16 protein-coding genes are annotated in these 15,249 nt (G+C 68.7%); 7 read left to right on the top strand and 9 right to left on the bottom strand.

Going from position 1 to position 15,249, the window contains the following annotated elements:
• Positions 1-88 precede the first annotated feature (88 nt).
• Positions 89-1,249, top strand: a complete 1,161-nt coding sequence (locus E0H45_RS33915; protein ID WP_131345042.1) for an FAD-dependent oxidoreductase — start codon at positions 89-91, stop codon at positions 1,247-1,249.
• Here the strand turns inward: E0H45_RS33915 and E0H45_RS33910 are convergent.
• Entirely contained in the window at positions 1,217-1,852 is a 636-nt protein-coding gene (locus tag E0H45_RS33910) for a TetR/AcrR family transcriptional regulator (protein ID WP_131345040.1), read from the bottom strand. The two genes, E0H45_RS33915 and E0H45_RS33910, sit on opposite strands and share 33 nt — an antisense overlap.
• A 288-nt stretch (positions 1,853-2,140) precedes the next feature.
• Between E0H45_RS33910 and typA the strand changes: the two genes are divergently transcribed.
• The 3 genes from typA to E0H45_RS33895 all read left to right on the top strand — a co-directional run bounded on the left by typA (position 2,141) and on the right by E0H45_RS33895 (position 6,440).
• On the top strand, positions 2,141-4,003 hold the full coding sequence (gene typA, locus E0H45_RS33905; protein ID WP_131345038.1) for a translational GTPase TypA: 1,863 nt from the start codon (positions 2,141-2,143) through the stop codon (positions 4,001-4,003).
• Positions 4,003-5,652 carry a glutamate--tRNA ligase gene (locus E0H45_RS33900; protein ID WP_131345036.1) on the top strand — a complete coding sequence of 550 codons (1,650 nt, stop codon included), beginning with the start codon at positions 4,003-4,005 and terminating at the stop codon, positions 5,650-5,652. The genes typA and E0H45_RS33900 overlap by 1 nt, the downstream gene beginning before the upstream one ends.
• Positions 5,653-5,849: 197 nt before the next feature.
• Complete coding sequence (locus E0H45_RS33895) at positions 5,850-6,440, top strand: L,D-transpeptidase (protein ID WP_131345034.1); 591 nt, start codon at positions 5,850-5,852, stop codon at positions 6,438-6,440.
• Between the two features lie 27 nt (positions 6,441-6,467).
• Here the strand turns inward: E0H45_RS33895 and E0H45_RS33890 are convergent, their stop codons facing one another.
• Positions 6,468-6,917, bottom strand: coding sequence for a macro domain-containing protein (locus E0H45_RS33890; protein ID WP_238155485.1), 450 nt, complete (start codon positions 6,915-6,917; stop codon positions 6,468-6,470).
• 65 nt (positions 6,918-6,982) lie between these two features.
• Positions 6,983-7,834: a haloalkane dehalogenase gene (locus tag E0H45_RS33885; protein ID WP_131345032.1), complete on the bottom strand. Its 852-nt coding sequence runs from the start codon at positions 7,832-7,834 to the stop codon at positions 6,983-6,985.
• Between the two features lie 89 nt (positions 7,835-7,923).
• On the opposite strand from E0H45_RS33885, the gene E0H45_RS33880 reads away from it, so the two are divergent.
• Positions 7,924-8,715: a L,D-transpeptidase family protein gene (locus E0H45_RS33880; protein ID WP_131345030.1), complete on the top strand. Its 792-nt coding sequence runs from the start codon at positions 7,924-7,926 to the stop codon at positions 8,713-8,715.
• Between the two features lie 27 nt (positions 8,716-8,742).
• Here the strand turns inward: E0H45_RS33880 and E0H45_RS33875 are convergent, their stop codons facing one another.
• From E0H45_RS33875 to E0H45_RS33850, 6 genes are all read right to left on the bottom strand, one after another.
• Positions 8,743-9,084 (bottom strand): DUF2516 family protein, encoded by a 342-nt coding sequence (locus tag E0H45_RS33875; protein ID WP_131345028.1) that lies wholly within the window; start codon positions 9,082-9,084, stop codon positions 8,743-8,745.
• Between the two features lie 120 nt (positions 9,085-9,204).
• The gene (locus E0H45_RS33870; RefSeq protein ID WP_131345026.1) at positions 9,205-9,738 is read right to left on the bottom strand and encodes a hypothetical protein; all 534 of its coding nucleotides are present in this window, start codon (positions 9,736-9,738) and stop codon (positions 9,205-9,207) included.
• 31 nt (positions 9,739-9,769) lie between these two features.
• A complete protein-coding gene (locus tag E0H45_RS33865; RefSeq protein WP_131345024.1) occupies positions 9,770-10,198 on the bottom strand; it encodes a helix-turn-helix domain-containing protein in 429 nt (142 codons plus the stop codon).
• A 119-nt stretch (positions 10,199-10,317) separates the two neighbouring features.
• Entirely contained in the window at positions 10,318-11,067 is a 750-nt protein-coding gene (locus E0H45_RS33860; RefSeq protein ID WP_131345022.1) for an SDR family NAD(P)-dependent oxidoreductase, read from the bottom strand.
• Positions 11,064-12,065 (bottom strand): hypothetical protein, encoded by a 1,002-nt coding sequence (locus tag E0H45_RS33855; RefSeq protein WP_131345020.1) that lies wholly within the window; start codon positions 12,063-12,065, stop codon positions 11,064-11,066. Before E0H45_RS33855 ends, E0H45_RS33860 begins: the two co-directional genes overlap by 4 nt.
• Positions 12,066-12,145: 80 nt before the next feature.
• Positions 12,146-12,889, bottom strand: a complete 744-nt coding sequence (locus E0H45_RS33850) for an SDR family oxidoreductase (RefSeq protein WP_131345018.1) — start codon at positions 12,887-12,889, stop codon at positions 12,146-12,148.
• Between the two features lie 103 nt (positions 12,890-12,992).
• Here E0H45_RS33850 and E0H45_RS33845 point away from each other — a divergent pair, with 103 nt between their 5' ends.
• Both E0H45_RS33845 and mshA read left to right on the top strand, forming a co-directional pair.
• The gene (locus E0H45_RS33845; protein ID WP_131345016.1) at positions 12,993-13,871 is read left to right on the top strand and encodes a helix-turn-helix transcriptional regulator; all 879 of its coding nucleotides are present in this window, start codon (positions 12,993-12,995) and stop codon (positions 13,869-13,871) included.
• A gap of 31 nt (positions 13,872-13,902) precedes the next feature.
• On the top strand, positions 13,903-15,147 hold the full coding sequence (gene mshA, locus E0H45_RS33840; protein ID WP_131345948.1) for a D-inositol-3-phosphate glycosyltransferase: 1,245 nt from the start codon (positions 13,903-13,905) through the stop codon (positions 15,145-15,147).
• The last annotated feature ends 102 nt before the right edge of the window (positions 15,148-15,249 follow it).

Genomic DNA, 15,249 nt, shown 5'->3' with positions numbered 1-15,249 from the left:
CTCGGTCCGGGCATCCTCCAGCGGAGGGCTTCGGAGATACGCCGTCTGTCGTACGCGCTTGGCCGTCTGCGTTCCTAGGGTGAAAGGCATGGACGAGGCGATCGTGATCGGGGCCGGGATCGGTGGGGTCGCAGCTGCCGCGGCGTTGGGACGGGCCGGGTGGCGCGTGCGCGTGTTGGAGAGTGCCCCGGAGCTGGGGGAGGTCGGCGCGGGCCTCGTGGTGACCGTCAACGGACAACGGGCGGCCGAGGAGCTCGGCGCCGCGGAGCGGATCCGGCGGAGCGGGTACGTCGTACGCGCGGCCGGGACCCGGCGGTGGGACGGGAAATGGTTGCTCAAGGCACCTGATAGTGGTGGCACCGGGATGATCGGGATCCACCGGCAGCGGCTGCACCAGGCGCTGGTCGAGGCGCAGGACGCCGATCTCGTGACCGGTGCTCGCGTCAGTGCGGTCGAACCGGGGGCGGCGGGTGGTGAGCGGGCCCGCGTGACGTGGGAGTCGGCGGACGGTACACACAGTGCGCGGGCCGATCTGGTGGTCGCCGCGGACGGGATCCGCAGTACGACCAGAAGCGCCTTGTTTTCCACGGCCCTGCGCTACAGCGGCTTCAGTTGCTGGCGTGCGGCGACACCGGGCACCACGGTCGACAACCGGTTCGCGATGACGTGGGGGCCGAACGCCGAGTTCGGGGCGCTGCGGATCAGCACCGACGAGGTCTACTGGTACGGGTACGTCGCGATGCCGAGCGGCCGACCGATCGAGGACGAGGTACGGGCGGTCCGCGAGTACTTCGCCGCGTGGGCTCCCGACGTACGGGCGCTGACCGAGGCGACGGACGAGGTGATCCGGCACGACGTGTGGGTGCTGGATCGGCCGTTGCCGCGGTACACGGTCGGGCGGACCGTGCTGATCGGGGACGCGGCGCATCCGATGCTGCCGACGCTCGGGCAGGGCGCGAACTCGGCACTCGAGGACGCGGTGACGCTCGGGCTGGTGATTCCTGCCGGTGGCGAGTTGGCGGCCGGGCTACGGGAGTACGAGTCGCAGCGGTACCGACGTACCCAACGGATCGTCAGCCGGTCGGCGTGGATGGGGCGGACCGGGGCAGAGGTCGGTCCGCGTGGTCAGTGGCTGCGGAACGCGATGTTGCGGATCACTCCGCCGCGGGCGGCGCTCAGGAACGGTACGCGGATCTTCGACTGGACCCCGCCCGGGTCATTTGGCACGCAAGCGGTCGACCGCGGGTGACACGATCGGGAGCGGTACGGTCGGTGCGGGCAGGTCGTAACCGGCGTACAGGCGGGTACGGATCGCTTCCAGGGGGAAGGTCTCGCGGTAGATCGCGAGCTTGACGGTCACCCCTTCCAAGGTTGCTCTGAGCAACATCTCCTCGACGGCCGGGTCGGCGGCGCCGCGGGCCGCGAACACGTCCCGGATCGCGTCCTCGACCAGCGAGAGGCGGGCGGACTTGGCCTGCTCGACGCGGGCGAACACGTCGTGGGTGGTCGGCTGCATCATCAGCGTGATCGCCAGCCGCTGGATCGGGAGCGTGGTCGCGGCCGCCATCAGGGCGCCATCGATGATGCCGGCCAGCCGTTCGTCCGGAGTTCCCGGGATGTTCAGAATCCCCGCGATGCCGTCCAGCCAGCGGTCCAGGAGTTCGGCCGCCAGTTGCTCCTTGGTGGCGAAGTAGTACGAGACCAGGCCGCGGGAGACGCCCGCGGCGGCGGTGATGTCGGAGATCGACGCGGCCTCGTAGCCCTTGGCGGCGAAGGTCTCCAGCGCCGCGGCCAGGATGCGTTCGCGGGAGCGCTCCCGCAGTTCCTGGTTGGCGGTCGCCGATCGCGGCACGGATTTCCCTTCGGGACGGAGTCCATGACACCGCCGGTCAAAGCCTGAAGCGCCGGGCGACCCCTACTCCTTGTGCCCGGCGCCTCGGGCTGACCCCCCGTGGTTTCGGCCCCTCCCCAGGCGCCTCCTATAGACTGGACGTCCAGTCAACAAACGTCAAGAGCCTTCCCGTTTTCTGGACACGAGCGGTGACGGGTAGAATGAAAGGGCTGCGCCCTGTGTCGAGTGGCACGTGAAACCAGCCGTAGCCACCGCCTACACACCCTCTGATGACTGGAGCGCTCCTTCATGCCTGTCCGTAACGACCTGCGCAACGTCGCGATCGTGGCCCACGTCGACCACGGGAAGACCACCCTCGTCGACGCGATGCTGTGGCAGTCCGGCGCCTTCGGAGCCCATCAGCACGTGGATGAGCGGGCGATGGACTCCGGCGACCTGGAACGTGAGAAGGGCATCACGATCCTCGCCAAGAACACCGCCGTACGGCACAAGATGGCCAACGGCGAGCAGATGACGCTCAACATCATCGACACCCCCGGTCACGCCGACTTCGGTGGCGAGGTCGAGCGCGGCCTGTCGATGGTGGACGCGATCGTGCTGCTGGTGGACGCCTCCGAGGGCCCGCTGCCGCAGACCCGGTTCGTGCTCCGCAAGGCGCTGGCGCGGCAGATGCCGGTCATCCTGGTGGTGAACAAGGTCGACCGCCCCGACGCCCGGATCTCCGAGGTCGTCGACGAGACGTACGAGCTGTTCCTGGACCTGCTCGACCACGACGCCGACCAGTCCGCCCTGGACTTCCCGGTCGTCTACGCCTCGGCCCGGGCCGGTCGCGCCTCGCTGAACCAGCCCGCCGACGGCGGTATGCCGGACTCCGAGGACCTCGAGCCGCTGTTCGAGACGATCCTGAACAACGTGCCGGCCCCGGAGTACACCGAGGACGCGCCGCTGCAGGCGCACGTCACCAACCTGGACGCCTCGCCGTTCCTCGGCCGGCTCGCGCTGGTCCGCGTGCACGAAGGCACCCTGAAGAAGGGCGCGCAGGTCGCCTGGTGCCGCCACGACGGCTCGATCCAGAAGGTCAAGATCACCGAACTGCTGGTCACCGAGGCGCTCGAGCGCGTCCCCGGCGACTCGGCCGGCCCGGGTGACATCGTCGCGATCGCGGGTATCCCGGAGATCATGATCGGCGACACCCTGACCGACCCGGAGAACCCCAAGCCGCTGCCGCTGATCACCGTGGACGAGCCGGCCATCTCGATGACGATCGGCACCAACACCTCGCCGCTGGCCGGCCGCACCAAGGGCACCAAGGTGACCGCGCGGCTGGTCAAGGACCGGCTCGACCGCGAGCTGGTCGGCAACGTGTCGCTGAAGGTGCTCCCGACCGAGCGCCCGGACGCGTGGGAGGTGCAGGGCCGTGGTGAGCTGGCGCTGGCCATCCTGGTCGAGCAGATGCGCCGCGAGGGCTACGAGCTGACCGTCGGCAAGCCACAGGTGGTCACCCGCGAGATCGACGGCAAGCGGCACGAGCCGGTCGAGCGGCTGACGATCGACTGCCCGGAGGAGTACCTCGGCACGGTCACCCAGCTGCTCGCGGTCCGGAAGGGCCGGATGGAGCAGATGACCAACCATGGCACCGGCTGGGTCCGGATGGAGTTCCTGGTCCCGGCCCGCGGCCTGATCGGGTTCCGCACCGAGTTCCTCACCGACACCCGCGGTACGGGGATCGCGCACCACGTCTTCGAGGGGTACGAGCCGTGGTTCGGCGAGCTGCGCACGCGGCCGTCCGGTTCGCTCGTGTCCGACCGGTCCGGCGCGGCCACGTCGTACGCGATGATCAACCTGCAGGAGCGCGGCACCATGTTCGTGGAGCCGACCACCGAGGTGTACGAGGGCATGATCGTCGGCGAGAACTCGCGCTCTGACGACATGGACGTCAACATCACCAAGGAAAAGAAGATGACGAACGTCCGCTCGAACGCGGACGAGTTCGAGAAGCTGGTGCCGGCCCGCAAGCTGTCGCTGGAGCAGTCGCTGGAGTTCTGCCGTGAGGACGAGTGCGTGGAGGTCACGCCGGACGCGATCCGGATGCGCAAGGTCGCTCTCACCCAGATCGAGCGCGCCAAGCTCGGCCGCAAGTCGAAGAGCTGATGGTCGACCGGGCGGCGGTAGACGGGCTCTTCCCGGCGGATCTTCCGGAGCCGGGGCACTGGGAAGAGCGGTATCCGGCGCGAGAGCTGCCGGAGGGAGCGAAGGTCACGCGGATCGGCCCGTCGCCGACCGGGTTCATCCACATCGGCGGCATCTACGTCGGGATGATCGACCGGGACGTCGCGACGGACTCCGGCGGCGTGTACCTGGTGCGGATCGAGGACACCGACCAGGCGCGTGAGGTCGAGGGGGCGCTGGAGCAGTTCGACCGCGCCTTCGACTACTTCCACATCAGCGCGGACGAGGACCGAAACCGTGGTTCGTACGGTCCGTACGTGCAGTCCGAGCGCGAGCAGATCTACCTGACCTACGTGCGGCACCTGCTCCGGCAGGGCAAGGCGTACCTGTGCTTCGCGACGAAGGACGAGCTCGCCGACATCACCTCCCGCCAGCAGGCGTCGAAGGTCCCGACCGGGTACTACGGCAAGTGGGCGATCTGGCGCGACGCCGACCCGTCCGCCGTCGCCGCGAAGCTCGCCGAGGGTGCGCCGTACGTCGTGCGCTTCCGGACGCCTGATGACGCCGACGGGCAGCGGACCAGCTTCGTCGACGCGATCCGCGGCCGGCTCGAGCACGAGGCGAACCGCAACGACGCGGTGATCCTGAAGTCCTCGGACCAGTCGCCGCGACTTCCGACGTACCACTTCGCGCACGCGGTCGACGACCACCTGATGCGGGTGAACCTGGTGATCCGCGGCGACGAGTGGATCTCCTCGGTGCCGCTGCATCAGCAGCTGTTCGCGGCGCTCGAGTTCGAGCCGATCACCTACGCGCACATCGCGCCGCTGATGAAGCAGATCCCGGGCGGGAAGCGGAAGCTGTCGAAGCGCAAGGATCCCGAGGCGGGCGTCGACTTCTACATCGGCGCGGGCTACCCGGCCGACGCGGTCCTGTACTACCTGCGCGGCCTGGCCAACGGCCGGCTCGCGGAGCTGCCGCTGGCCGAGGCGCTGACGACGCCGCTCGACCTGAGCCTGTGCGGGGTCGCCGGTCCGTTGGTCGACCTGGTGAAGCTCGAGGACATCAGCGCCGACCACATCGCGACGCTGAGCGGACAGCAGATCCTCGACGCAGTGCGCGCCTGGGCCGTCGAGTACGACGCGGAACTCGTTCCCGTGCTCGACAACGAGAAGGACCTGGCGCTGCGGGCGTTGGCGGTCGAGCGTGACGGCGTCGAGAACCCGCGCAAGGACCTGCGCAAGTGGTCGGATTTCCGGCCGGCATACGGCTTCTTCTTCACCGAGCTGTTCGTCCCGGTGGACGGTCCGGCCGACGAGCGGCTGGCTCCGCTCGGTGTCGCGGCAGATGTCGTCACCGCGTTCGCGGCGGATCTCGTCGCGAACTACGAGCATCTCGACGACCCGCAGGAGTGGTTCGACCAGATCCGTACTCTGGCCGGCAAGCATCGGTTCGCGCCGAACGCCAAGGAGTACAAGAAAGATCCGGACGCGTACGTCGGCTCGATCCGCGAGGCCTCGCAGCTCGTGCGGGTCGCGATCACCGGCGCCACCCGCAGCCCCGATCTGCACGCGACCGCGCAGGCGCTGGGTGCTGACGAGGTACTGCGCCGGCTGCGGGCGCTCTCCTAGGGCACGAACTGGAAACGGTGGTTCACGGAGCGTGCCCCGGGCTCTCTCGGTGTGATACACCATTTCTCGGCCAGTGGTGAGGCCAGTGGTCGGGGGGTCAGTGGTGGGGAAAGAAAGTTTTGATTCGTTACCAACCAGACGTGAAGTAGCGACGTCTGTCTTGTGGAAGCACTCTTTGGGGGAAGGACAAGGGAAACATGGGCATTCTGCGTAAGTTCGGCGCTACCCTGACGGCCGCCGCGTTCGTGGGCGTTGGCGCACTGTCGGCGACCACTTCGGCCGAGGCCGCGCCTCAGGTTGCGGCGTCGGCGCAGAAGTCGACGACGGCACCGGCTCCGCACGGTCTGCCGCCGAAGGCCGCAGCGGCGAAGCCGAAGGCGACCTCGAACAGCAAGCTGATCGCCAAGTACCGCATCGACCGCAGGTGCATCACCAAGGGTCGCGTGCTGTGCATCAACAAGAAGACCCGCAAGCTGGTCTACATGGTGAACGGCAAGCCGGTGCAGGTGATGGACGTCCGGTTCGGCTCCAGCCGGACCCCGACGCGTAACGGCGTCTTCCGCATCTACCGCAAGTCGAAGAACCACGTGTCGTCGCTGTACCACACCAAGATGCCGTACGCGATGTTCTTCAGCGGCGGCCAGGCGGTGCACTACTCGTCGGACTTCAAGGCCCGCGGCTACAACGGCGCCTCGCACGGCTGCGCGAACATCCGCGACAAGAAGAAGATCGCCTGGGTCTTCTCCCGGGTGAAGGTCGGCGACAGGGTCGTCGTCTACAGCAAGTGAGCTGACGTTCGGGCAGCGGCCGGGGAGCTACTCCCCGGCCGCTGTCGCGTTCCGGAACGCCTTGTACAGCCGCGGTTCCACCAGACAGAAGGTGCCCTTGGTGACGTTGGTCGGCGTACGGCGCAACGTCCTGACGGCGATGTCCGCGGCGGACTGTGCGGGCCACCCGTAGATGCCGGCGGAGACCGCGGGCAGCGTCATCGTGTGTACGCCGAGCTCGTCCGCGATCCGCAACGCGTTGCGGTAGCAGGACTCGAGCAGCGCCGGATCCCGTTGCCCGGCGTTGTAGTTCGGCCCGACCACGTGGATCACGTACGTCGCCGGTAGCGCGCCGGCCGTGGTCCACACCGCCGTACCCGTGGGAGTGCCGTTCGGGTACCGCTCGATGAGCTCCGCGAGGATCTCCGGGCCACCCGCCCGATGAATCGCACCATCGACGCCACCCCCACCACGCAACGCGTGGTGAGCAGCGTTCACGATCGCGTCCGCGGGCACCGTGGTGATGTCCGCCGTGCTGAGTGCGATCTCGATGGTGTTCTCCTTCAGCAGGTCGGGATCCAGTCGAGGAGGGCGGCGGCGATCGCGGGGGCCGAGTCCTCGGGCAGGAAATGCAGTCCGGGGACGGTGACCTCCCGTTGGTTCGGCCAGCGCCGGCACAGCTCGCGCAGCGGTCCGGTGAGGAGCGCACCCGGATCTCCGTTGATGAACAGCTTCGGTACCCGCGACTCTGCCATCCATGCCGCGTTGGCCGCGACGATGTCGTGCACGTCCGCCGGAGTTCCGTCGATCGGGATCTCGCGCGCCCACGTCAGCATCGGCCGCCGACGCTCCCCGGGCTCGACGAACGGAGCCCGGTACGCCGTCAGCTCGGCGTCTGTCAGCCTGCGCATCGTGCCGCTCGGGAGGACCAGGTCGATGAAGACATTCTCCTCCAGCACGAGCTGCTCACCCTCCGGGCTGCGGAGCCGACGGAACAGCTCAGGAGCTGGTGCGTTCGGGCTGTCCCAGGTGACGGGACTGACGAGTGTCTCCAGGTAGGCGATCCCGTTGACGGCATCGGGATGCCGGCGGGCCCAGTCCGTCGCCAGGACCCCACCCCAGTCGTGACCGACGAGGATCACGTCGCTGGTCAGGTCGAGCGCCTCGAAGAACTTGTCGACGTACCGCCTGTGGTCGACGAACCGGTAACTGTTGCCGGTCGACGGACCCGATGCGCCCATCCCGGCCAGGTCCGGTGCGATGCAGCGGGCGATCGCCGAGACCGGGCCGAGGACGTCACGCCACAGGTACGACGATGTCGGATTGCCGTGCAGGAACACGACCGGCGGGCCGCTGCCCGCCTCGCGATAGGCGATCCGGGCGCCTGCCTCGGCTGATCGTTGAACGATCGGCATCCAGGGTTCCTCCGGTACGCTGAGCCAACCAGATGGCCGGTGAGGACGTCCTACAAGTGTAGGGACGGGGTCTATCCAAAGGGGTCTCGATGCGCGGGCTGTTAATTCGCAAGTTGTTGAGCGGGCTGGTTGCCGGGGGCGCGGTTGCTGCACTCCTGAGTACCGGAACGAGCGCGACCGCGGCCCCGCAGGACCTGAAGACGGTGCCGTTCGAGGTGAGCGGGGAGCTGCCGATCTACCCGAAGGCGCTGTGGAAGAACGGCTCCAGCGGGACGAACGTCCGCAAGGTCGAGGCGCGGCTTGTGCAGCTGAAGCTGCTCGAGAAGCGCTACCTGGACAATGAGTTCGGGACCATGACCCGGTCCGCGGTGAAGAAGTTCCAGAAGTCGAAGGGGATTCCCCAGCTCGGGTACGTCGACCAGAACACCTGGGATCAACTGGCGAAGGTCACCCACGAGCCGACCCAGACCGAGCTGTACCCGCCGGTGCCGGTGGTGAACGGCAAGAAGCTCGACGCGCGCTGCGCGACCGGTGTGGCGCTGTGCATCGACAAGAGCACCCGCAAGCTGCGGTACGTCGTCGACGGTGTGGTGAAGATGCAGCTGGACGTCCGGTTCGGCGCGGTCAAGACCGCGACCCGGGAGGGCAGCTTCACGGTCGGCTGGAAGAGCCGGAACCACGTCTCGAAGCTGTACGACTCGAAGATGCCGTACGCGATGTTCTTCAGCGGCGGCCAGGCGGTGCACTACTCGTCGGACTTCGCGGCCCGCGGCTACAACGGCGCCTCGCACGGCTGCGTCAACGTCCGCGACCTGGCCAAGATCAAAATCCTCTTCGACCAGATCCACGTCGGCGACAAGGTCATCGTCTACCGCTCGTAGCTACAGCTGCCGGTTACAAGGGGTGAGTTACAGCGGGCGGGGGCCTCTGCGGCGGCGGACGCCCCAGCCGCCTCGGCCGCGGCCGGTGGCGGCGCGTAGAGCGGGGCGGGCGTCCACGAGGTACACGGCGGACGCGACGATGCCGATCAGGCCGAAGAAGCTCAGCCAGCCCTGGAAGATCTGACTCAGCGAGAACACGACCAGGATCAGCACCCAGCCGGGCTTGGTGAGCTTGTCGGCGGCGATGAACACCGCCCGTGGCCGGAAGACCGCGTCGGCGAGCGCGACCAGCTTGATCGCAAGCAGCACCCACCAGATGACCGACAGCGGATCGTCGAACCCGGGGATCAGGCTCCGGAAGGTGATCATGCTACGAGCCTAACGGACAGACCGGGCGGCCACCTCTGCTCAGTCGCAGCTGTGGACCGCCCGGTCGCAGGATTCACCCGGAGGTGGGTGAATCGTCACCGTCTGTGGTGGCCAGGAAGATCAGTCGCCGACCTTGTCGGCCGCGGCCTCGGCGGCCTTGGTGGCGGCCTTCGCGGTCTTGCGGGCGCTGGTCGCGGTCGCCTTGACGTTGCGGGTCGCGCTCGTGGCGGTCTTCTTCGCGGTGGTGCGGGTGGCCTTGGCCTTGCTCACCGTGGTCTTTGCGGTGCTGACCAGGTCCTCGGTCGCCTGCTGGTGGCGGATCCGCTCGACCAGGTCCTTGCCGCGGCCGGCCAGGTCCTCGTAGGTCTCCTCGGCCTGGCCGAGGACGGTGGTGAAACCGGCCTGCGCGGACTTCGGCAGCTCGCGGAGCTTGGCCGGGGCGGTGCGCGCATCGGCGACGATCGCCTCGAAGCGCTTGGCCAGCTCGGCCTGCGCCTTGGTCAGCTCCTTGGTGAGCTCGGTCTGCAGGTTCTTCTGGTCGATCTTCGCGAACCGGGCGGTCACGTCCTCGCCGACGGCGCGGACCTTCTCGACCGCGAGGTCGCCGGCGCCGGCGATCGCGTAGAACGGGGTAACAGGCGTACGGGTAGCCATCAGGCTTCTCCTCGTGGTGTTTTCAGCAGGTTCAGTCGGTGCTGCGCTTGCGAGCCGTGGGCTTCTTCGCTGGGGGCTCTTCAGGGGTGTTCTCGCGGACGAACGACGTGTAGACGTCCAGCAGGACGCGCTTCTGGCGCTCGGTCAGTGCGGGGTCGAGCAGGACGGCGTCGACCACGCCCGTGCCCTGCCGGCCACCTTCGGCGTCGTCGTCCGGATCGAGGATGCCGGCCCGTACGTAGAGGGTCTCCGCGGAGATCCGCAACGCCTTCGCGAGCTGCTGCAGTACGTCGGCCGACGGTTTCCGCAGGCCGCGCTCGATCTGGCTGAGATACGGGTTCGACACTCCGGCCAGGTCGGACAACTGCCGCAACGACAGCTGGGCGTGCCGCCGCTGCTCGGCGAGGTACTCCCCGACGGAGCCCACCGCCCCAGCTGCGCGATCACTCAACTTGGCCATGCCCCCAGTGTGCTAGCAAGCTGCTTGCAATTGCAAGCACCAACCCCGTGAGCCGCCTCACTCACAGCGAACGTCCGAAGAAGTGTGGGCGCACCCACACTTCTTCGGACGTTGGCGAATCAGGACTCGCGGTGGACCTTGTGCTGGGCTGCTTGGGCGCGGGGGCGGACCGTGATGCGGTCGAGGTTCACGTGGGCGGGGCGGGTGGCGACGTACGCGACGATGTCGGCGATGTCGTCGGCGGTGAGCGGTTCGCGGACACCGGCGTACACGGCGTCGGCCTTGGACTGGTCGCCGTTGAAGCGGGTCAGGGCGAAGCCTTCGCTCTGGACCATGCCCGGCGCGATCTCGGTGACCCGGACCGGCTGGTCCCACAGCTCCAGACGGAGCGTGTCGACGACCGCCTTCGCGCCGTGCTTCGCGGCGACGTACCCGCCGCCGCCCTCGTACGCGACCTGGCCGGCCGTCGATCCCATCACGATGATCGTGCCGCGCCCGGCGATCAGTGCCGGAAGCAACGACTTGGTGACCGCGGCGACCGCGATCACGTTCACCTCGTACATCCGCCGCCAGGCGTCCAGATCGGCGTCGGCCACCGGCTCCAGGCCGAACGCGCCGCCGGCGTTGTTCAGCAGCACCTGAAGTTCGTCCCCGACCGCCGCGGTCAGTGCGGCGACGTCCTCGGCGGACGTTACGTCGCACTGCACCGCGCGGCCGTCGATCTCCTTGGCCAGCGCCTCGATCCGGTCCAGCCGCCGCGCGGCGCAGATCACCTCGAACCCCGCACGGGCGAGGTACCGCGCCGACGCGGCCCCGATCCCACTGCTAGCACCCGTCACCACGGCCAGAGGACGATCGCTCGAAGTCATACTCCAAGTTTCTCAAAGCCCTCGGCGCGCTCGGCGGGCCGTCTCACGTCCGCCTGCCGCCGAGCGGCCGCGACCACCCCGAAGAGCGCAGCCAGGCTCACCGCCAGGAACCCACCCAGCATGCCCAGCGTCTGTACGTCGGGGTGGATCAGCGCCTGCCCGCGGAACGCCTGGACAGTGACCGTGATCATCACGCCGGTGTACCCGAAGGCCGCGACGCCGACCAGGCGGTGGCGGACGCGCTCCGGCCGCAGCCATTCGACCCGCGCGGTGAGGAGGCTCAGCGCGAGGACCGTGAGCAGCAGGAAGTGGATCGCGTGCAGCCCGACAAAGTGCGGGATCCGCAGGTCGCCGCCGACTGTGCTCCAGTTCGTCAACGGCATCCCGGGACCACCCGCCTCGACGCCGATGCCGTGGCTGCCGGCCAGCGTGACCGGGTGCCCGTACGCGTCCGTGACGTCCTGCCGCTGACCCTGCGAGCCGACCAGGTAGAAGGCGAGCGCCATACCGGCGACCGCCAGCCCGAGGCCGACCCGGATCGCCCGGTTCAGCGGGGCGTCGCCGATCCGCTGGAACAGCAGCATGATCGCGACCACCAGACTGGCCCCGAACAGCCCCATGACGCCCGACATGAAGACCTTCTGCCCGACCTGGTTGAACGTGTCGGAGTTGTCGTTGAAGTGGCTGAACGTCCCCCGCGCGGCCTGTACGGCGATGAACCCGACGTCGACGATCCCGGTGATCGCGAACGCGGTCCCGGTCCACCAGCCGAAGCGTTTCGCCTTGCGCAGCTTGGAAAGCAGCCACGCGAGCGTCGCGCCGTACAGGACGAACGACAGGCCGAACTTGAACGGCTTGAGCCACACGGACTCGTTGAGGATCTCGCGGCCGTCGACCGCGAGACCGATGCCGGCGGTCAGGACGAGACCGGACATGGCGAGCACCATCAGCATCAGCGGGCGATGCCAGGACCTGACTTCTTCGAGGACTGTACGCATGTCCTCAATGCTTTCGGCGGACGGCCCGGACCACAGTGGGCCGAGTCCGCCAATGGGGGTGGAGGTAGACCCACCAAACGTCACGCCTGGCGGGTCGGCAGCGCGATGATCTGGCGCAGATTCAGCTCCCGCCGGCGGCTCACCGCGAACGTCACGAGGTCGGCGATGTCGTCCGCGTGCAACGGCCCGATCTGTTCGTTCATCGAGGCGATCAGGTCCTGTCCCGGGCTGTCCAGGTGCGTCGCCAGTTCGGTGTCCGTCAGCCCGGGCTCGATGTTCGTCACGCGGACGTCGTACGGCGAGAGGTCGGCGCGCAGCGATGCGGACAGATGGGTCAGCGCCGCCTTCGTCGCGCCGTAGACGGCGTACCCGGGGAAGACGACGTGCGCCCCGATCGACGAGATGTTCACCAGGTCGGCGGTCCGGCCGGCGCCGGCTGCCGCGATCAGGTCGGGCGTGAACGCCTGGACCAGTCGCAGTACGCCGGTCAGGTTGGTGTCGATCATCCGGGTCCAGTCGTCGAGCCGCCCGTCGGCGATCGGCGCGGCCAGCATCACGCCCGCGGCGTTCACGACCAGGTCGACGGTGCCGAGCCGCTCGTGGATCCGTGCGACTCCGGCGTCCACCGAGTCCTGCGACGTGACGTCCAGGCCGACGCCGAAGGTCCGCGGTCCGAGCTTGCCGGCCAGGTCGTCGAGGCGGTCCTGCCGCCGTGCGACCAGCGCGACCGCGGCGCCGGCCTCGGCCAGTTGGGTGGCGATCGCGGCTCCGATACCGCTCGCGGCGCCGGTGACGACAGCATTGCGAATCTGTAGATCAGTCATGTCACCGATCCTGGAGCGGTCGCGGCGGCTTACCCAGGTGTCTGCTGAGCCTGGTTCTGGCAGGACCAGGTTGCGGTTCGGGCCGGCCTGGATACTGGAGGGCATGGATCGTCGCGCGGAGCTGACCGAGTTCCTCACCTCGCGCCGGGCGCGGGTGCGGCCCGAGGACCTCGGCATCAAGGTGTACGGCGGGCGACGCCGAGTCCCCGGACTGCGCCGCGAGGAGCTCGCCCAGGCGGCCGGCGTCAGCGCCGACTACTACGTCCGCCTCGAACAAGGCCGCGCCGATAACGTCTCGCAGGAGATCCTGGACGCCGTCGCCGATGTCCTCAAGTTGACCGAGGACGAGCAGAAACACCTTGCCCTGTTGGCGAAACCGGCTCGTCGGCGGACCAAACGGCGTACGACGCAGCGGATGCGACCCGGCCTGCAACGGCTGCTCGACTCGATGACCGACGTACCGGCGTTCGTCCTCGGCCGTCGGATGGACGTCCTGGGGTGGAACCGGCTCGCCGCGGCCCTGATCGCGGACTTCGACACCTTGGACCTCAAGGACCGCAACATCCCGCGGATGGTCTTCCTCGATCCGGCGTCGCGCGACTTCTACCCGGACTGGGAGTCGGTCGCGGAGGAGACCGTCGGCTACCTGCGGATGTACGCCGGCCGCTACCCGGACGACCCGGAGCTCGCCGAGCTGATCGGGGAACTGTCCATCCACAGTCCGGAGTTCCGCGTGCTTTGGGCCCGGTACGACGTGAAGGACAAGACCTTCGGGACGAAGACGCAGCACCACTCGCTCGTGGGCGACATCACCGTGGGGTACGAGACCCTGCAGCCTCCCGGCGAGCCGGACCAACTGCTGGTCACCTACACCGTGGAGCCCGGGTCGCCGTCCGAGCAGAATCTGCGGCTGCTGGCCAGCTGGACGGCTGCGGATAGGGAGAAGTCCCGATTCCCGGCCGAAGCCCCAGAGTTACCCTGACGTCGTGAACAAACCCCTCCGGCGGGTCGCGATGATCAGCCTGCACACGTCACCACTCGACCAGCCGGGGACCGGGGACGCCGGCGGGATGAACGTGTACGTCGTGGAGCTGTCCAAGCAGCTGGCCGGCCTGGGGATCGAGGTCGACGTCTTCACCCGGGCGACGGCGTCGGTGCTGCCGGCCCGGGTCGAGCTGATGCCCGGCGTGATGGTCCGCAACGTCGCCGCCGGCCCGTACGAGGGCCTGACGAAGAACGAGCTCCCGGCCCAGTTGTGCACGTTCGCCCGCGCCGTCCTGCGCGCCGAGGCGATCCACGAGCCCGGCTGGTACGACGTGATCCACTCGCATTACTGGTTGTCCGGACAGGTCGGCCTGCTCGCCCGTGATCGTTGGGCGGTCCCACTGGTCCACACCATGCACACGATGGCCAAGGTGAAGAACGCCAGCCTCGCGGACGACGACGTACCCGAGCCGCCCGCGCGGCTGATCGGTGAGGAGCAGGTCGTCGAGGCCGCGGATCGCCTGCTGGCCAACACCGACGACGAGGCCCGCGAACTGATCGACCTGTACGGCGCCCAGCCGGCGAAGGTCGGTGTGGTGAATCCGGGGGTGGATCTGGAGCTGTTCAGCCCGGGCTCGCGGATGGCCGCGCGACAGGCGGTGGGGTTGCCGGCCGATGCCGTCGTACTGGCATTCGTCGGCCGGATCCAGCCGTTGAAGGCGCCCGATCTGCTGCTCCGGGCGGCGGCGCGGATGGTCGAACGGGATCCGTCGCTGCGGTCGCGGCTGGTGGTCGCGATCATCGGCGGGCCGTCGGGCAACGGCATGGAGCACCCCGAGTCGCACGCCGAGCTGGCGAGGGCGCTCGGGATCGACGACGTGACCCGGTTCGTGAAGCCGATGGAACGCGCGCGGCTGGCCGACTGGTACCGCGCGGCGTCCGTCGTGTGTGTTCCGTCGTACTCGGAGTCCTTCGGGCTCGTCGCGCTGGAGGCCCAGGCCTGCGGCACGCCGGTGGTCGCGGCGGCCGTCGGCGGCCTGAGTACGGCGGTGCTGGACGGGCGGACCGGGTTCCTCGTGCGCGGGCACGGGGTGGACGACTTCGCCGACGCGCTGGCGCGGATCGCGACGGATCCGGCCGTCCGCGAGAGCATGAGCCACGCGGCGGTCGGGCACGCACGGGGATTCGGCTGGGAGCTGACCGCCCGGAAGACGCTGGCGGCGTACCGGACCGCAGCGGAGACGATGGCGACCGAAGTGTCCAGTGTGTGGTGACGCTTGACGCTATCGGTGCCCAGGCACGCACCTCGCGGCACTTGGCCAGCGCCCACGATGCTCCGCATCGAGGCCACTGACCAAGCACCCCGATGCACGCAC

It is taken from the genome of Kribbella soli (assembly GCF_004331345.1).
Lineage (GTDB): Bacteria > Actinomycetota > Actinomycetes > Propionibacteriales > Kribbellaceae > Kribbella > Kribbella soli.
This window is presented reverse-complemented; position numbering and strand designations above follow the sequence as displayed.